Origin of the sequence: Trujillonella humicola, assembly GCF_046233715.1 — a bacterium.
Classification (GTDB): Bacteria; Actinomycetota; Actinomycetes; order Mycobacteriales; family Geodermatophilaceae; genus Trujillonella; species Trujillonella humicola.
In genome coordinates, this window is sequence record NZ_JBJNRJ010000003.1 from 113,456 (window position 1) to 131,325 (window position 17,870).

The 17,870-nt window shown below is 71.4% G+C and carries 14 protein-coding genes and 2 tRNA genes; 9 read left to right on the plus strand and 7 right to left on the minus strand.

The window, feature by feature from the left end; genetic code table 11:
- Positions 1–5: 5 nt before the first annotated feature.
- Positions 6–2,144: a BREX system Lon protease-like protein BrxL gene (gene brxL / locus ACK586_RS02860; protein ID WP_409328942.1), complete on the plus strand. Its 2,139-nt coding sequence runs from the start codon at positions 6–8 to the stop codon at positions 2,142–2,144.
- Between the two features lie 1,047 nt (positions 2,145–3,191).
- On the opposite strand, the gene ACK586_RS02865 is transcribed toward brxL, so the two are convergent.
- From ACK586_RS02865 to ACK586_RS02875, 3 genes are all read right to left on the minus strand, one after another.
- Complete coding sequence (locus tag ACK586_RS02865; protein ID WP_409328943.1) at positions 3,192–4,130, minus strand: hypothetical protein; 939 nt, start codon at positions 4,128–4,130, stop codon at positions 3,192–3,194.
- 539 nt (positions 4,131–4,669) lie between these two features.
- Positions 4,670–4,743: transfer RNA gene (locus tag ACK586_RS02870), tRNA-Gly, on the minus strand.
- Positions 4,744–4,776: 33 nt separating this feature from the next.
- Complete coding sequence (locus ACK586_RS02875) at positions 4,777–5,415, minus strand: class I SAM-dependent methyltransferase (protein ID WP_409328944.1); 639 nt, start codon at positions 5,413–5,415, stop codon at positions 4,777–4,779.
- A 107-nt stretch (positions 5,416–5,522) separates the two neighbouring features.
- On the opposite strand from ACK586_RS02875, the gene ACK586_RS02880 reads away from it, so the two are divergent.
- From ACK586_RS02880 to clpX, 5 genes are all read left to right on the plus strand, one after another.
- Positions 5,523–5,596: transfer RNA gene (locus tag ACK586_RS02880), tRNA-Pro, on the plus strand.
- A 108-nt stretch (positions 5,597–5,704) separates the two neighbouring features.
- Positions 5,705–7,195, plus strand: a complete 1,491-nt coding sequence (gene tig / locus ACK586_RS02885) for a trigger factor (protein ID WP_409328945.1) — start codon at positions 5,705–5,707, stop codon at positions 7,193–7,195.
- A gap of 277 nt (positions 7,196–7,472) precedes the next feature.
- Complete coding sequence (locus tag ACK586_RS02890; protein WP_425330361.1) at positions 7,473–8,108, plus strand: ATP-dependent Clp protease proteolytic subunit; 636 nt, start codon at positions 7,473–7,475, stop codon at positions 8,106–8,108.
- 20 nt (positions 8,109–8,128) lie between these two features.
- Positions 8,129–8,764 (plus strand): ATP-dependent Clp protease proteolytic subunit, encoded by a 636-nt coding sequence (locus tag ACK586_RS02895; protein WP_409328946.1) that lies wholly within the window; start codon positions 8,129–8,131, stop codon positions 8,762–8,764.
- A gap of 312 nt (positions 8,765–9,076) precedes the next feature.
- A complete protein-coding gene (clpX, locus tag ACK586_RS02900) occupies positions 9,077–10,345 on the plus strand; it encodes an ATP-dependent Clp protease ATP-binding subunit ClpX (RefSeq protein ID WP_409328947.1) in 1,269 nt (422 codons plus the stop codon).
- A gap of 128 nt (positions 10,346–10,473) precedes the next feature.
- Here clpX and ACK586_RS02905 read toward each other — a convergent pair whose 3' ends face one another.
- Both ACK586_RS02905 and ACK586_RS02910 read right to left on the minus strand, forming a co-directional pair.
- Positions 10,474–11,223 carry a DUF559 domain-containing protein gene (locus ACK586_RS02905; RefSeq protein WP_409328948.1) on the minus strand — a complete coding sequence of 250 codons (750 nt, stop codon included), beginning with the start codon at positions 11,221–11,223 and terminating at the stop codon, positions 10,474–10,476.
- Between the two features lie 3 nt (positions 11,224–11,226).
- A complete protein-coding gene (locus ACK586_RS02910) occupies positions 11,227–11,388 on the minus strand; it encodes a hypothetical protein (RefSeq protein ID WP_409328949.1) in 162 nt (53 codons plus the stop codon).
- A 212-nt stretch (positions 11,389–11,600) separates the two neighbouring features.
- Between ACK586_RS02910 and ACK586_RS02915 the strand changes: the two genes are divergently transcribed.
- Positions 11,601–12,530 carry an oxygenase MpaB family protein gene (locus ACK586_RS02915; protein WP_409328950.1) on the plus strand — a complete coding sequence of 310 codons (930 nt, stop codon included), beginning with the start codon at positions 11,601–11,603 and terminating at the stop codon, positions 12,528–12,530.
- 221 nt (positions 12,531–12,751) lie between these two features.
- Here ACK586_RS02915 and valS read toward each other — a convergent pair whose 3' ends face one another.
- Positions 12,752–15,340 (minus strand): valine--tRNA ligase, encoded by a 2,589-nt coding sequence (gene valS, locus ACK586_RS02920; protein WP_409328951.1) that lies wholly within the window; start codon positions 15,338–15,340, stop codon positions 12,752–12,754.
- A gap of 42 nt (positions 15,341–15,382) precedes the next feature.
- On the opposite strand from valS, the gene ACK586_RS02925 reads away from it, so the two are divergent.
- The gene (locus ACK586_RS02925) at positions 15,383–16,738 is read left to right on the plus strand and encodes a bifunctional folylpolyglutamate synthase/dihydrofolate synthase (RefSeq protein ID WP_409328952.1); all 1,356 of its coding nucleotides are present in this window, start codon (positions 15,383–15,385) and stop codon (positions 16,736–16,738) included.
- Positions 16,735–17,130, plus strand: coding sequence for a DUF4233 domain-containing protein (locus ACK586_RS02930; protein WP_409328953.1), 396 nt, complete (start codon positions 16,735–16,737; stop codon positions 17,128–17,130). Before ACK586_RS02925 ends, ACK586_RS02930 begins: the two co-directional genes overlap by 4 nt.
- A gap of 43 nt (positions 17,131–17,173) precedes the next feature.
- On the opposite strand, the gene ACK586_RS02935 is transcribed toward ACK586_RS02930, so the two are convergent.
- On the minus strand, positions 17,174–17,845 hold the full coding sequence (locus ACK586_RS02935) for a sugar phosphate isomerase/epimerase family protein (RefSeq protein WP_409328954.1): 672 nt from the start codon (positions 17,843–17,845) through the stop codon (positions 17,174–17,176).
- Positions 17,846–17,870 lie beyond the last annotated feature (25 nt).

Below are 17,870 nucleotides of genomic sequence, written 5' to 3' on the forward strand. Positions count from 1 at the left end.
TTGTGATGAGCGAAGTGATCGAGGTCGGCGAGCAGACTGTCGAGGAGGCCGCGGGCACACCCCCGTTGCCCTCCGAGCTGGACAGGAAGATCAACCAACACTTCCCGGGCGTCGTCGTCCGCAAGGACCTGGTCAAGGCCGTCAAGGGCAACGCCATCGTGCCGTCGTACGTCCTGGAGTATCTGCTCGGTCAGTACGCGGCATCCGACGACGAAGCCACCATCCAGGCAGGTATCAACGCCGTCCGCCAGATTCTCGCCGACCACTATGTCCACCGGAACCAATCCGAATTGGTGAAGTCGACGATCCGCGAGCGTGGCCGCCACAAGATCATTGACAAGGTCACTGTCACGCTCAACGACAAGGACGACGTTTACGAGGCCGAGTTCGCGAACCTCGGCATCAAGCAGGTCCTCGTTGAGCCCGCAACGATCACAGCGCATCCGAAGCTGCTCGTCGGCGGTGTCTGGTGCATCTGTGACATCGAATACGCCCACAGCGACAGCCCGCGTGTCGTGCCGTGGATCCTGGGGTCAATCAAGCCGATCCAGCTCTCCAGCTTTGACTTCGCGGGCTACGTCACTGCGCGGCGGGAGTTCACCACCGACGAGTGGATTGACCTGTTGATCCAGTCGATCGGGTTCAACCCGGAGCTCTTTGGCCGCCGCGGGAAGCTGATCCAGCTCGTGCGGCTCATCCCGTTTGTGGAGCGCAATTACAATCTGATTGAGCTCGGTCCGAAGGGTACCGGCAAGTCGCACATCTTCTCCGAGTTCTCGCCGCACGGCATGCTGATCTCCGGTGGCGAAGTCACGGTCCCCAAGCTCTTTGTCAACAACTCTAACGGCCGTATCGGCCTGGTCGGTTACTGGGACGTTGTAGCTTTCGACGAGTTCGCAGGCAAAAAGAAGCGCGCCGACAAGGCGCTCGTCGACATCATGAAGAACTACATGGCGAACAAGTCGTTCTCGCGGGGAGTCGAGACGCTTGGCGCCGAGGCGTCGATGGTCTTCGTTGGCAACACCTCGCACAACGTGCCTTACATGCTCAAGCACTCCGACCTGTTCGACGAGCTGCCGGAGAGCTACCACGACTCGGCCTACCTCGACCGTCTGCACTTCTACATTCCCGGCTGGGAGGTCGACACGATCCGCGGGGAGATGTTCTCCAACGGCTACGGCTTCGTGGTCGACTACATCGCGGAGGTCCTGAAGTCGATGCGGGACGCGGACTATTCCGACCGTTACCAGCAGCACTTCTCGCTTGGCACTGACATCTCCACGCGTGACCGCGACGGCATCCACAAGACCTTCTCCGGCCTGATGAAGATCCTCTACCCGCATGGTGACGCGACGAAGGCGGAGATCGAGGAGATCCTCCGATTCGCTGTCGAGGGTCGCAAGCGTGTCAAGGATCAGATCCTCCGCATCGACCCGACGATGGTCGACGTCAAGTTCGGGTACCTCGATAAGGCCGGCGACTGGCACGGTGTCACGACGCTGGAAGAGGACGAGTACCCGACCTACTACGGCTTGACTTCCCACGACGGCAGCGAGGGTGAGGCCTCGGCAGCTAGGTCAAGCACTGAGCTGGAAGCGCCCGCGGCCGCGGGGGCAGCGGAGGGCGCAGGCGCGCCAGCAGCCCTGTTCGAGGGGCACAGGGAATACCAGGAGAACCAGCGCGGCGTCTCTTACGAGACTCTCCTGCTTCCGTACCTGCGCGGCGCAAGTGAGATCACCATCGTGGACCCGTACATCCGCCTGCCGCACCAGGGGCGCAACCTCGTCGACCTCCTCGCGCTGCTTGCGACGGCCAAGGATCCCGCAGATGAGATCTCGGTGAGGCTGGTGACGAAGGAGGACACGGGCGACTTCCAAAAGCAGCACCTCCTCATGCTCAAAGAGATCCAGGATGGGGCACTCGCTGTTGGAATCAAGTTCAACGTCCAGTGGGATGACACGATCCATGACCGTTCAATCCGCGCGAACAACGGCTGGAAGATCCTCCTCGGACGCGGGCTCGACATCTTCCAGAAGGGTGCTGGCGGCCAATTCGACATCGCCACGCGGCGTCAGGAATTCCGGCAGGTCGTCGCCTTTGGCGTCGCGTACATGCGCGATGCGTCCGTGCAAGCGTCGGGATAGATAGCGAGCCCGCGGTGAGTTCGCGGCTGTTGTACGTCCATGACCGAACCTTCTCGCCTAGGCTATGTCGCCGAGCTAGTCGTGGTGTCGGCGTGAGGCTCACTCGAGCGGTCGGGCAACTGCCGGGCGGATCGGGCGGAGGCCTCGTGAGCTTCTCGCCGGGAGATGTGCTCCTCAGCGATGCGGTTCTACGAGCTCCAATCCCTGCCTCGGACCTTCAGGCGCTGCTGGGCCCTCTCGGGCTCGCGGCCGAGGTACGCACCAGTCCCGGTTCCTGCCCCAGCGCATCTCGATCCCGCTGTCGACCGGCAGTCAGGTCATGCTGTACTTCCACAGCAAGGGCGCCTGGATTGTCGTGGGTCCGCTCGGGCCGCACCAGCTGGTGAGCTCACCGCGTGGCCGTTGGAGACGCCGAAGGCGACGCTTGTCGACATCGCCGGGGAGGCGGCCCGGGCGAGCATCGAGCGGCGCCCCTTGCGCAGCCCCTACTGCTGGGGCCGGGCCGAGCATTCCGTCATCACAGGACTTGCGGACGCCCTTGTCGGGCTCGGCGTGGAAGCCGGGGCCATCCACGTTCCCCGGGCCCTCGTGCCTGACATCGAGGTCAACAAGCTGGTTGGGGACGGCGGGCACCTGGAGAGGTTGGTGTTGCAGGAGGAGATGCGAGCGGCTCAGGTCGAGGTCGCGCTGAGACCCACGCTCGGTTGGACCGCCGACCTAGAGGTCCACAACGATCCGGGCCGCCCTGGGTCTGATGGAGGCGCTGAAGCCCCGGAACGGTTCGCGTGGCGCTCCGGTCGCTCCTGCTGGCCCTCGTCCTGCTGTCGGTCGCGGCCGGGAACGCCGCCGTCCGGCATGAGGCGCTGCGGCCATGAGCGAGGAGCGCCCCTGGAGGCCCCGTCTCCGGCGAAGCGCCCGCGGCCGCATCGGGCCCGGCCCCGCAGGGACCGGTCCTAGAGACGCCTGTCTACGAGACCGCCGAGAAGGGTTGAGGCGCGGAAGCCGGGAAACTCGCTAGCCCGGCCGGCGGCGTTCCACCGCTTGCGCTCACGGGAGGCGCATGCCATTGGTCGTCCAGTCGTAGGCCGCCATCTTCTCCCAGGGGTCCTCGTTGACCGCCTCGTGGTACCGACGGTCGTTGAGGGGGAACCGGACGGCGGGTGAGGACGAGGCCCACAGGGAAGCGAACAGAAAGTTTTCCCCGAGTTTATCGAGCAGCGCCTTGGCCACCTCCGGCGCGTAGTGCCAGACGAGGACCTTGGCGAACTCGTCCGGGAGCTCGTCGCCGTCGCCGTCGCTGTACGAGGCGAACCCCCGACGTTCGCTGAGCTGTCCCCACACGAACGCCGGGACGAGCGGCTCGGGGCCGCAGACTTGATCGCCCATGTCCTGCCACTCCTCGACGTGCTCGGTCTCGTGGGCGTACGCGTGGAAGACGCGATAGAGCTTGGTCAGGGCCAGGAGCCTCGCGACCGCCTCAGCCCGGTCCACCGGTTCGCCGACTGCGGTCAGGCCCGCCTCGTGGAGCGCCGACCACGCGTACCTGAGCCAGGCGTGCTCCGAACCTTGGTACCAGACGTGCGACCACTCCTGGGCCAGCTCGCCGACCACCGCCCAGCCGGTCTCCTCGTCCTCCGCCTGCGCCTCGTCCGCGTCCTGCGGCGCGTCCTCGTCGTCCTCCTCGTCGTCCTCCTCGTCGTCGTCCTCCTCCTCCTCGTCGTCCTCGTCGCGTCCCGCCGGGGGCCGCTGCACCTGCATCCAACGTTCCCAGACGGCATCCGAGTCCCCTAGTTCGCGCATCCAGGTCCCGAGCCGTCCGGGGTCCAGCCCGTGGTCCCGAGCCGTGTAGAACAGCTGGGTCAGCTCGGCCTCGCTCCAACCCCCGAGGTCCTCGTCCGTCAGCCCGTAGTCCCGTATCTCGGTGAGGAAGTCCGCCCGAAAGGCGGCCTCATCGAAGAACGGGAGGGGCCGCGCTTCGTTCGTCATGATGGCAACCTAGATTCAATCGGCCGTGGAGAAGGACAAACTCCCTGGCTTGGAGCACCCCGAGCCGTTCACAACAGCAACGTGCGCGAGGTCCCCGGCGCCACTCGTTCGGTGAGCCGGACTGGCGGCTTGAGCGCGGTCGTGGAACTGCCCCGCCGGTACCAGTGTTGTCGAAGTGCCTCTGCCCAACCGTGATCCCGGCGCGTACGGGCCCCTTGTGTCGAAGCTGGCGGGTCACGACCGGCCGGAACGCTCGGCTCGCCGGGCCGGTACCTGCCGCCGGGCTTGCGTAACCGGCTCTCGCCTGGGGGCCACGCCGCGGGGGCCTCACTCGGGGAAGAAGGGGACTGACCCCGGTCAGTCACGACGTCATGGCTGACAGACCCCTGCCGACCCGTGGAGGGCGTGCCTTATCCGTGCCTCAAGCACCGGCCAAGGTCGGTGATCAGCGGTCAGTAGCGGCCAGCATCGTGAAGGCACGGAAGGAGCGGGATTGCCCGGCCGAGCTGCGCAAACGGACATCGGGGCTGGTAAGCGCATGGAGCGGGTGACCGGGATCGAACCGGCATGGCCAGCTTGGAAGGCTGGGGCTCTACCATTGAGCTACACCCGCGAGGTGCCCGGTCAGCGTAGCCGGTCCCCGCGGTCAGTCCCGGACCGCCGTCCCGAGCACCTGGGGTCGGATCGGGTTGAGGTTCACCCGCAGCTCCGGGAAGTCGAAGCGCTCCAGCTCCTCGACCGTGAATCCGGCCGCCTCGATCGCCGCGACCGTGTCCCGCCCCGCATGGCAGCCACCGGCGAGAAAGGGCCACACCGTCGCGTCGAGCGCCCGCTGGACCCGGACGAGGGCGGGCGTGTCACCGCGCACGTGCTCCCAGAACAGCAGCCGCCCACCCGGCCGGAGCACCCGCCGGAGCTCGGCCAGCGCCCGTGCCTGGTCCGGCACGCTGCAGAGCACCAGCGAGGCGACGGCGGCGTCGAACTCGCCGTCCGCGGCCGGCAGTGCCTCGGCGTCCCCGTCGACGACCCGCACCGGCACCGGTGCGGCCACCGCGGCCTCGGCGGCCAGCGCGCGCAGCCGCGGCTCCGGCTCCACCGCCACCACCTCGGTCACCGCGGGCGGATAGTGCCCGAAGTTCGTGCCGGTGCCCGCGCCGACCTCCAGCACCCGCCCTGCCGCAGGGGACAGCAGCCGGTCCCGCAGCTCCGCCGTCCCCTGGCGCTCGCCGGCGGCGGCGAGCCGCGGCCACAGCCGCGCGAACACCGGGTGCGACACACGTGCCATCGGCGACCACCTCCCGCGCCAGCCGACCGGCAGCGTGATCCCGGGGCCGATCCCGCGTCAAGCAGTGGGGCGGCCGTACGGCGCGGCCACCTAGACTCGTTCCGCCACGGGGTGTGGCGCAGCTTGGTAGCGCACCTGCTTTGGGAGCAGGGGGCCGCAGGTTCAAATCCTGTCACCCCGACACCGCGCCCCGGCGCCGTCCCGCACGTCTCTAGACTCGTGGGTCGACCCGCGTCGTCCGCCCCGCCCGACGCCATCCCCGACTGCGAGACCCGAGGAGCACTGCGCTGTGAAGAGCACCATCGAGGAACTGGGCCCCACGCGGGTCCGGATGGCGATCGAGGTGCCCTGGGGGGACCTGGACCACGCCTTCGGTGAGGTCTACAAGGAGCTGCGCAACCAGGTGCGCATCCCCGGCTTCCGCCCGGGCAAGGTGCCCAACCGCATCATCGACCAGCGCGTCGGCCGCCCCGTCGTGCTGGAGCAGGTCGTCAACCACGCGATCCCCGAGGCCTACTCCGAGGTCGTCCGCGAGAACCAGGTGCGGGTCGTCGGCCAGCCCGACATCGAGGTGACCAAGCTCGAGGACAACGACAGCCTCGAGTTCACCGCCGAGGTCGACGTCGCCCCCAAGCTGGAGCTGCCCGACCTGGGCTCGCTCGCGGTCACCGTCGACGACGTCGAGGTCACCGACGAGGAGATCGACAACCAGGTCTCCGTCATGCGCGAGCGCTTCGCCATGCTCAACGGCGTCGAGCGCGCCGCGCAGGACGGCGACTTCGTCTCCATCGACCTGGAGGCCAAGCTCGACGGCGAGGTCCTCGAGGACGGCTCGACCAGCGGCATGTCCTACGAGGTCGGCACCGGCCAGCTCATGGAGGGCCTGGACGGCGCCGTCCGCGGCCTGTCCGCCGACGAGTCGAAGACCTTCGAGACCGCGCTGCTCCAGGGCCCGGACTCCGGCCGCATGGCCGAGGTGACCGTGACGGTCCGCTCGGTCAAGGAGAAGGAGCTCCCCGAGCTCGACGACGACTTCGCCTCCACCGCCAGCGAGTTCGACACCCTCGAGGAGCTGCGCGACGACGTCCGCACCCGCCTGTCGCGCACCAAGGTGCTGCAGCAGGGCGCGCAGGCCCGCGACAAGCTGGTCGAGCACCTGCTGGAGACCATCGAGGTGCCGATCCCGGAGAACCTCGTCGAGCGCGAGGTCGAGTGGCGCAACAACGCCATGAGCCAGGAGCTGCAGAAGGCCGGCATGGACTGGGACGGCTACCTGTCCATGGCCGGGGTCGAGGACCGCGAGACCTACGACGCCGACCTGCGCAAGAACGTGGAGGAGGCGGTCAAGACGCAGTTCCTGCTCGACGCGATCGCCGACGCCCGCGAGGTCACCGTCGACAACGACGACCTGTCCGCCCAGATCATGGCGCAGGCGCAGCGCAGCCGGGTCAGCCCCGAACAGTACGCCCAGCAGCTGCAGCAGGGCGGCAACATCGCCGAGTTCGTCGCCGACGTCCGCCGCACCAAGACCCTGGCCCAGCTCCTCGAGCAGACCGCGATCACCGACGCCTCGGGCAACGTCGTCGACCTCGACGCGCTCCGCCCGAAGACGGTGCAGGCCGAGGACACCGCTGAGGACGCCGACGACGAGGCCGCCGTCGACGAGGCCGCCGCCGACGCCGCCGACGACGAGGCGCCCGACGCCGAGGTGGCCGACGCCGCCGCGGTCGAGGCCGCCGAGGGTGCCGTCGAGGACACCGAGGACGTCAAGAACGTCTGAGCGCTGCCCACGACATGACGACGCCGTCCCTCCCCTGACCGGGGTGGGGCGGCGTCGTCCGTTCCCGGGCCGGGGCGTCCGGTCCCGGCGCTGCGCCGAGGGCGAACACCCCGCCGGCCGGGACTCCTGCCCCGGGGCCGCGCGTTAGGGTCGACAGGACTCAGGCGAGCCCCGGGGGAGACCCTTCCGGGCGGCGCGCCCCCGGGCCCTGCACCACCTGCGAACCACCCATCCCCGAGACCGAACGTCCGACCGTCCTACGGAGGTCACCACACCCGTGAGCACCCACCCGAACCAGGTCAGCGCCCCGCAGCTGCGCGGCGCGGCCGGGGGGATGAACCTCAACGACTCGGTCTACGAGCGCCTGCTGCGCGAGCGGATCATCTTCCTGGGCACCCAGGTCGACGACGTGATCGCCAACCAGCTGGCCGCGCAGATGCTGCTGCTGTCCGCCGAGGACCCCAAGAGCGACATCCACCTGTACATCAACTCGCCCGGCGGCTCCGTCAGCGCTGGCATGGCCATCTACGACACGATGCAGTTCATCGACTGCGACGTCGCCACCTACGGGATGGGCCTGGCCGCCTCGATGGGCCAGTTCCTGCTGACCGCCGGCACCAAGGGCAAGCGCTACGCCCTGCCGCACGCGCGGATCATGATGCACCAGCCCTCGGCCGGCGTCGGCGGCACCGCGGCCGACATCGCGATCCAGGCCGACCTGTTCCGCCGCACCAAGCGCGAGCTCAACGAGCTGCAGTCGCAGCACACCGGGCAGAGCGTCGAGCAGATCGAGAAGGACTCCGACCGCGACCGCTGGTTCACCGCGCAGGAGGCCCTCGAGTACGGCTTCGTCGACCACGTCGTCAGCCGCGCCACCATGACCGACCGCGCCAACCCGGTCACCGACAACTGAGCCCGCGAGGACTGACGACCATGAGCGGTTTCCAGCTGCCCTCCAGCCGCTACATCCTCCCCTCCTTCGTGGAGCGGACGAGCTACGGCATGAAGGAGAGCAACCCGTACAACAAACTCTTCGAGGAGCGCATCATCTTCCTCGGGGTGCAGATCGACGACGCGTCGGCCAACGACGTGATGGCCCAGCTGATCACGCTGGAGTCGGCCGACCCCGACCGCGACATCACGATCTACATCAACTCGCCCGGTGGCTCGTTCACCTCGCTGATGGCCATCTACGACACGATGATGTTCGTCCGCCCGGACATCCAGACCGTCTGCATGGGCCAGGCCGCCTCCGCTGCGGCCGTCCTGCTCGCGGCCGGCACCCCGGGCAAGCGGCTGGCGCTGCCCTACTCCCGGGTGCTGATCCACCAGCCCTCCGGCGAGGCCGGCGGCCAGGTCTCCGACCTGGAGATCCACGCCGCGGAGATCGAGCGGGTGCGCACGCAGATGGAGGAGATCCTCGCGCGGCACACCGGCCGGACGCCCGATCAGGTCCGGTCCGACATCGACCGCGACAAGATCCTCACGGCCCAGGAGGCCAAGGAGTACGGGATCGTCGACCAGGTGATCCAGAGCCGGAAGCTCAACGCGCTGCCCACCAGCAGCTGAGTTACTCCCGACCGGTGCGGGCCGAGGCGTCGCGTTGCGCGCCCTCGGCCCGTACCGTCTGGGGGGCGGAGTGCACGTGGGGTCCGAGTGCCGTGAGCGACGACACGGCCGGCCGGCCCCCGGCGCACCGGGGGCGTCGGTCCCCTGGGGCGTCGGGACCGGCGGGTACGGTCGACGAGCGCCCGATCCCCGGCCGGCAGCGCCGGGAGAGCACCTCGCGGAGCACGTCGCAGCGGGGTCGAGCACGGGAAGTCCAGCACCACATCGGGTTCGCGGAGCGGCGGACCATTTCCCCGATCTGGAGGTCAGCAGGTGGCACGAATCGGTGAGAGCGGTGACCTGCTCAAGTGCTCGTTCTGCGGGAAGAGCCAGAAGCAGGTCAAGAAGCTCATCGCTGGCCCCGGCGTCTACATCTGCGACGAGTGCATCGACCTCTGCAACGAGATCATCGAGGAAGAGCTCTCCGAGTCGTCGGACCTGAAGTTCGACGAGCTGCCCAAGCCCCGGGAGATCCACGACTTCCTCGGCCAGTACGTCATCGGCCAGGAGACGGCGAAGCGTGCGCTCGCAGTCGCCGTCTACAACCACTACAAGCGGGTGCAGGCCGGCGGCGGCACGCGCGACGAGTCGGTCGAGCTGGCCAAGTCCAACATCCTGCTGATGGGCCCGACCGGGTGCGGCAAGACGCACCTGGCGCAGACCCTCGCCCGGATGCTCAACGTCCCCTTCGCCATCGCCGACGCGACCGCGCTCACCGAGGCCGGCTACGTCGGTGAGGACGTCGAGAACATCCTGCTCAAGCTCATCCAGGCCGCCGACTACGACGTCAAGCGCGCCGAGACCGGGATCATCTACATCGACGAGGTCGACAAGATCGCCCGCAAGAGCGAGAACCCGTCGATCACCCGCGACGTCTCCGGTGAGGGCGTGCAGCAGGCGCTGCTGAAGATCCTCGAGGGCACCACCGCCTCGGTGCCGCCGCAGGGCGGGCGCAAGCACCCGCACCAGGAGTTCATCCAGATCGACACCACGAACGTGCTGTTCATCGTGGGTGGCGCCTTCGCCGGGCTGGAGAAGGTCATCGAGGCCCGCGTCGGCAAGCAGGGCATCGGCTTCGGTGCGGAGATCCGCGGGAAGTCCGAGGTCGACGAGTCCAACGTCTTCTCCGAGGTCATGCCGGAGGACCTGCTGAAGTTCGGGATGATCCCGGAGTTCATCGGCCGGCTCCCCGTCATCACCGCCGTGCAGAAGCTGGACCGCGAGGCGCTGATCAACATCCTCACCGAGCCGAAGAACGCCCTGGTGCGCCAGTACCGGCGGCTGTTCGAGCTCGACGGGGTGGACCTGGAGTTCTCCGACGACGCTCTCGAGGCGATCGCCGACCAGGCCATCCTCCGCGGCACCGGCGCCCGCGGCCTCCGCGCGATCATGGAGGAGGTGCTCCAGTCGGTCATGTACGAGGTGCCCAGCCGGGACGACGTCGCCTCCGTGGTGATCACCAAGGAGGTCGTGCTCGAGCACGTCAACCCGACGATCGTGCCCCGCAAGCCGACCCGCACCCCGCGCGAGAAGTCCGCGTAACCCAGCCCGCCTCGCACGAGCCCGCTCCCGACCTCGGGGGCGGGCTCGTCGCGTCGATGGGCCGGCCGTCGTCCCCAGCGCGTGGGCGTCGTCCCCGCACCGGCCAGGGCCGGGGCCCGGGTGGCCGGTCACGGGACGACGCCCAGCCGCTGCCGGTGGACGGCGGCGATCTGCCGGCGGCACCCCTCCGGGTCCCGGGTCAGCCGGCGGTAGCTGAAGCGCAGCACCAGCCAGCCGGCGGCCGCCAGTGCCGCGTCGCGGACGAGGTCCGCCTCGCGCTGCTCCCTGCTCCCGTGGAAGGCCGCGCCGTCGAGCTCGACCGCCAGCCCGACCTCCGGCCACGCGGCGTCGAGGTCCGCCCACCCGCTCGGCAGGACGACGCGGTGCTGCTGCGTGGCGCGGGGCAGCCCGGGCACGTCCAGCACGTGCAGGACCCCGAAGACCTCGAGCTCGCTCCGGCAGCCCTCGTCGATCAGGTCGAGCAACCCGACCAGCGCCGCCCGGCCCGGGAGCTCCGGGCGGGCGCCCAGCTCCGCCGCCACGGCGGCCGTCGGGACCCGCTCCTCCCGGGTGGCGTCGAGCAGGGCCCCGCGGACGACCGCAACCGCCCCACGGATCGCTCTGCTCCGGTGCGAGTCCCCCCACGCGTCGACCAGCGCCCGGGACAGCGACGTCACCCGGAATCCCCGCACCCGGACCGCCGCCACGGGCACGCGCGTGCGGTGCACCCGGAGGTCACGAGAACCGCGGACCCTGCGGCCGGACGGGACGGTGACGTGCAGCCGCGTCGCCTCGAAGTCGACCACGCCGTGGACCGACAGCGCGCTGAGGTGGCTGAGCGGGCCGCCGGCGTACCCGGTGGCGGCGGCGGCCCGCACCGATCACTCGTCCGCCAGAGCCGGCACGGTGACCCAGCCGGGGTGCAGCCGGACCAGGTCGCCGTCGGCCAGCCAGCGCCCGACGCTGCGGGGGCTGGCGGCGGCGGCGAGGAGCGACGTGGACGTCGTCCCCGTGGGACCGAGCAGGCGCCGGAGGTCGTGCACCGGGCGAGGATGCGGGGATCAGGCTCCGCTCGGGCCCGGCGCGGGAGATCTGTGGACAGCGGACCGGGAGCGTTGCCCCCGTGACGGCCAGCTCCGGGCCCGGAGTGGCCACGGGAGGGACAACGGTCACCGGGACGGCGGACGGCCAGCGCGGTCGGCGGTCGGTGGGCACAGGTCGGCGGGGGGCGATCCGGCGTGGCACATTCGGAGTCGTGCGCCTGCTGACCTCGCTGCCCGAGCAGGCGCGCGAGGCGTTCCGGGCCCGCGTCTCCGGAGATCCGACCGGCGCGCCGGACTGGGTCCGCGACATCGCCCGGGTCGGCACCGGCCCCGGCTGGTTCGAGCCCGACGGCGTCGTCTGGCGGGTGCACGGTGACCTCTCCACCCTCGTCGGCGGCGTCGCGGCCCTGCTCGGCCAGGGGGCGCACCCGCTCGCGCTGGCCGGCGTGCAGCGGCACTCGGCCTACCGCGAGGACCCGTGGAAGCGGCTGGCCGGGACCGCCCGCTGGCTCGTGGTCAGCACCTTCGGCTCGGCGGAGCTGGCCGAGCGGGAGGCCTCCCGGGTCCGCAGCATGCACGCGCGGGTCCGCGGCCGCGCCGGCGGGCGGGCCTACTCGGCGTCCGACCCGGCGCTGCTGCGCTGGGTGCACCTCGCCTTCACCGACGCCTTCCTCGCCGCCCAGCAGTCGGTGGGCAGGGACCTGGCCCCGCGGTTCGGCCGCGGCTGGCCCGACGTCTACGTGGGGGAGTGGGCCCGCGCGGCGGCGGCGCTGGGCGCGACCGACCTGCCGACGACGGCCGGCGAGCTGGCCGAGGCCCTCGCCGCGTACCGGCCCGAGCTCCGGCCTGTCCCCGACGAGCTGCGCGAGTTCCTCGCCGCCCCGCCCGGCCTCAGCGCGCCGGAGCGGCTGGTCTACCGCGGCCTGTCCGGCGCCGCGGCCCACGTGGTGTCCCCGGCGGTCGCCGGGTGCGCCGGTGTGCCCGGACGCGGTCGCGGCAAAGCCGCGCAGCTCGCCGTCACCCGGGCCCAGCTGCGGGCGCTGCGCCTGACGCTGGGCCGGTTCAGCCCCTCGGAGGAGGCGGCGCGGTGGCGGCTCGGACTGGGCCCGGCGCCGGCGTGGGCCGCCGACACCGCCGTCTGACCGCCGCCGACACCGCCGGCGGCGCCGGCAGCGGCCGCCGACACCGTCCCCTGACCGGAACCCCCCCCGGACCGCCCGGGGGGTTGGCCCTGGACCGGTCATCCGCACCGCGGTCGTGGCCGGCACAGGGACAACGCCCGGTCCAGGGCGAGGTCCAGGGCGAGGTCCGGGGCGAGGTCCGGGGCGAGGTCCGGGGCGAGGGCCGGGGCGAGGGCCCGAGGTCAGGTCTCCGACGCTAGCGGCGCCAGGACGACGTCCACCGACAGTGGGCCCTCGCCGGCGACCACCGACAGCTGCGCGATGCGGCCGGCCGAGGCGAGGTCGGCGCGCCCGGCCTCGACCTGCTCGACCTGCGCGGCGGGGGCGGTCACGGTCGCGGACTCGACGTCGGCCCGCATCGACTGCTTGGCCTCCGACTTGGCCTTGCGCACCGCCGCCAGCGCCTCGGCGACCACGGTCAGCACCGCGGGGTCACCGCCGGCCGGCAGCTCCGCGGCGGCCGGCCACGGCGCGCGGTGCACCGAGCCGGCCTGCCACCAGGACCAGACCTCCTCGGTGACGAAGGGCAGCACCGGCGCGAACAGCCGCAGCTGCACCGACAGCGCGACCGCCAGCGCGGCCTGCGCCGACCGGGCGGCTTCGTCGTCGCCGTAGGCCCGGGACTTCACCAGCTCGACGTAGTCGTCGCAGAAGGTCCAGAAGTACGCCTCGGTGACCTCGAGCGCGCGGGTGTAGTTGTAGGCCTCCATCGCCGCGGTGGCCTCCTCGACCACCGCGGCCAGGCCGGCCAGCAGGCCGCGGTCGAGCGGCTCGCTCACGGCGTCGGCCCCCGACGCGGACGTGGCCCCCAGCCCCAGCACGAACCGGCCGACGTTGAGGATCTTCATGGCCAGCCGCCGGCCGACCTTCATCTGCGCCTCGTCGAACGGCGAGTCCGCGCCCGGTCGCGCCCCGGCGGCCCGCCAGCGGACGGCGTCGGTGCCGTAGCGCTCCAGCACGTCGATCGGCGTGACGACGTTGCCCTTGGACTTCGACATCTTCTTGCGGTCCGGGTCGACGACGAAGCCGGAGATGGCCGCGTGCGACCACGGCGCGGCGTCGAACTCGTAGTGCGAGCGGACGACGGTCGAGAACAGCCAGGTCCGGATGATGTCGTGCGCCTGCGGCCGCAGGTCCATCGGGAAGACGTGCGCGAACAGCTCCGGGTCGGTGTCCCAGCCCGAGGCGACCTGCGGGGACAGCGACGACGTCGCCCAGGTGTCCATGACGTCGGGGTCGGCCACGAACCCGCCGGGCACGCCCCGCTGCTCCTCGGTGAAACCGGGGGGCACGTCGGACGAGGGGTCGACCGGCAGGGCGGCCTCGTCGGCGACGATCGGCGCGGAGTGGTCGGGCTCGCCCGCGGAGTCCAGCCGATACCAGACCGGGAACGGCACGCCGAAGAACCGCTGGCGGCTGATCAGCCAGTCGCCGTTGAGTCCCTCGACCCAGTTCTCGTACCGGTGCCGCATGTGGTCGGGCACCCACCGGATCTCCCGGCCGCGGGCGATGAGCGCGTCGCGCAGGGCGGCGTCCCGGCCGCCGTTGCGGATGTACCACTGCCGCGTGGTGACGATCTCCAGCGGCCGGTCGCCCTTCTCGTAGAACTTGACCGGGTGGGTGATCGTCTTCGGCTCGCCCTCGAGGTCACCGGACTCGCGCAGCATCTCCACGATCCGCTGCTGGGCGCTGAACGGCGTCTTCCCGGCGAGCTCGGCGTACACGCCGGCCGGGACGCCGTCGGGCGCGTCGGCGACGAACCGGCCGTCCCAGCCGATCACGGCGCGGGTGGGCAGCTGCAGCTCCCGCCACCAGGTGACGTCGTTGAGGTCACCGAAGGTGCAGATCATCGCGATGCCCGAGCCCTTGTCCGGCTCGGCGAGGCGGTGGGCGACCACGGGAACCTCGACGCCGAACAGCGGCGTGCGCACGGTCTGCCCGAACAGCGGCCGGTAGCGCTCGTCGTCGGGGTGGGCGACCAGTGCCACGCACGCCGGCAGCAGCTCGGGCCGGGTGGTCTCGATGTGCACGGGCCCGTTCGGGCCGGCGAAGGCGATCCGGTGGTAGGCGCCGGGGCGCTCCCGGTCCTCCAGCTCGGCCTGGGCGACGGCGGTGCGGAAGGTGATGTCCCAGAGCGTCGGCGCCTCCTGCGCGTAGGCCTCACCGCGCGCGAGGTTGTGCAGGAACATCCGCTGGGCGGTGGCCCGGGAGGACGCCGAGATCGTCCGGTAGACGATGTTCCAGTCGACCGACAGGCCGACCCGCCGCCACAGCTGCTCGAAGGCCTTCTCGTCCTCCTCGGTCAGCCGCTCGCACAGCTCGACGAAGTTCCGGCGGGAGACCGGCAGCTGGTCCTTGCCCGGCTTCGCCGGAGGCTCGAAGGACGGGTCGTAGTGCAGCGAGGGGTCGCAGCGCACGCCGTAGTAGTTCTGCACCCGGCGCTCGGTGGGCAGGCCGTTGTCGTCCCAGCCCATCGGGTAGAAGACGTGCCGGCCGCGCATCCGCTGGTAGCGGGCCACGATGTCGGTGTGGGTGTAGCTGAAGACGTGCCCCACGTGCAGCGACCCGCTGGCCGTCGGCGGCGGGGTGTCGATCGAGTAGACCTGCTCGCGCGGGGCGGCCAGGGCGGCGGCCCGGTCGAAGGTGTAGGTGTCCTCGGCCGCCCAGCGGCCGGTCCACTTCTCCTCGAGGCCGTCGAGCGTTGGCTTCTCGGGTACGTCGACCGTCGCTCCCTGGGCGGGGGTGTCCGGTGCCGAGGTGTCGAGAGCCATGTGCCTCAGTCTAGGAACCGCCCGGCTGGCATCCTGGGACGGATGAGCAGCACCAGCGCCGGTGACGTGGCCCGGGTCGAGAACGAGCTGCTGGCGCGGTGGCCCGAGACCCGGCTCGAGCCCTCGCTCACCCGGATCAGCGCCCTGGTCGATCTGCTCGGCTCGCCGCACCGCGCCTTCCCGGTCATCCAGGTCGCCGGCACCAACGGCAAGACGACGACGGCGCGGATGGTCGACGAGCTGCTGCGCGGGTTCGGCCTGCGCGTCGGCCGGTTCACCAGCCCGCACCTGCAGTCGCTGCGCGAGCGGATCGTGCTCGACGGCGAGCCGGTGAGCGTCGAGCGCTTCGTCGAGACCCACGCCGACATCGCGCCCTACGTGCAGATGGTGGACGCCGGGGCTGCGCACCCGATGTCGTTCTTCGAGGTGATGGTGGGCCTGGCGTACGCCCTGTTCGCCGATGCCCCGGTCGACGTCGCCGTCGTCGAGGTCGGCATGGGCGGCCGCTGGGACGCCACGAACGTGGTCGACGCGCGGGTCGCCGTCGTCACCCCGGTCGCGCTGGACCACGCCGAGTACCTCGGGCCCGACGTCGGGACGATCGCGGGGGAGAAGGCCGGGATCATCAAGGGCGACGCGATCGCCGTCCTCTCCGCGCAGCAGCCGGCGGCGCTCGACGCGCTGGTCCGCCGCGCGGTCGAGGTCGAGGCCGTCGTCGCCCGCGAGGGGACCGAGTTCGGCGTGCTCGACCGCAAGGTCGCCGTCGGCGGGCAGCAGCTGCGGCTGCAGGGCCTGGGTGGGGAGTACGACGACGTCTTCCTGCCGCTGTTCGGCGCGCACCAGGCGCAGAACGCCGCGACCGCGCTGGCCGCCGTCGAGGCGTTCCTCGGTGCCGGCGCGACCACCGGGCCGATCGACGTCGACACGGTCCGCACCGCGTTCGCCGCCGTGCGCTCACCGGGGCGGCTGGAGCGGGTGCGCACCTCGCCGACCGTGCTGGTCGACGCCGCGCACAACCCCGCCGGCATGGCCGCCACGGTCGAGGCGATCCGCGAGTCCTTCGACTTCACCCGGCTGGTCGGCGTCGTGGCCTGCGTCCGCGGCAAGGACGTCACCGGCATGCTGGCCGAGCTCGAGCCGCTGTGCGCCGAGCTCGTGGTCACCCAGCACGTCTCGCCGCGGGCGATGCCGGCCGACGAGCTGGGCGCGCTCGCCGTCGACGTCTTCGGCGCCGACCGGGTGAGCGTCTCGCCGCGGCTGCCCGACGCCATCACCGAGGCGATCGAGCTGGCCGAGGCCGGTCCCGACGACGCCCTCGGCGGCTCCGGCGTCCTGGTCACCGGCAGCGTCATCACCGCCGGAGAGGCCCGCAGCGTCCTCGGCGGGTCGCGGGCATGACCGCACCGGACCCGGCGCGGGCGGCGAAGGCGCTCCGCGGGGCCGCGGCCGCGATCCTCGCGCTCGAGGGCATCGCCGTCCTGTTCGTGCCGCGTGGCGTCGCGCCCACCGACGAGGGGCTCAGCGGAGCCTGGCTCACCGCGCTGCTCGTCCTCGCCGTCGTGCTGGTCCTGGCCGCCGGGCTGCAGCGGCGGCCGTGGGGCCTCGTGGTCGGCACGGTCCTGCAGGTTCCGCTGCTGCTGACCGGCTTCCTCACCAGCGCCATGTTCTTCGTGGGCGGCGTCTTCCTGCTGATCTGGCTGTACCTGCTCCAGGTGCGCAAGGAGCTGCTCGGCACGCCGTTCGGCGACCCGGTGGTCCCGGGGGACGACGGCGAGGCCACCGCCTCCTGAGCGGAGTGCCGCAGTGCAGGAAACCTGCACTCCGGCACTCCACTCAGCCCCAGTAGCGGGCGGTCGTGTCGTGCGCGACGCGGGCGAACTCGGCCACCGGCAGGCGGACCAGGTCGGAGTTGAGCACCTCCACGCTGACCGTGCCCGTCCAGCCGCGCCCGAGCAGGGCGGCGGCGAAGCGCTCGAGCTCGAACGTCCCCTCGCCCGGCCAGCAGCGGCGGTTCATCGTCTCGTCGAAGCCGTCCCCGGACCGCGGGGCCGGTGCGTCGCAGACCTGCAGGTAGGCGATCTCCTCGAGCGGGATGGCCGCGAGGTCGGCCCACGTGCTGTCGCCGCGGGAGAAGTGCCAGGTGTCGATCATGACGGCGGTCCGGCCGGGATCGGCGGCCGCGATCAGCTCGCGCGCGGCGGCGATCGAGGTCACCACGCCCAGCGGGCTGAACTCGACCGCCAGCCGGGCGCCGGCCTCGGCGACGACGTCGGCGCACCGGCGCAGCAGGGCCGCCGACTCCCCCGACGGCGGGGCGGCGGGCACGGTGAGCACCCAGGGGGCCGAGACCGCGGCCGCGGCGGCGGCGAGCTGCCCGGCGGCGGCGAGGGTCCGCTCCGCGCCCAACCCGATGCCTGCGAAGCCCGCGGTGCCGGCGGCGGCCGCGAGCTGCGCGGTGTCCGCGGTCCAGCGGGCGTCCGTGGTGAGCGCGAGGTCGGCGGGCATGCGGTGCAACCTAGCTAGGGCTCCG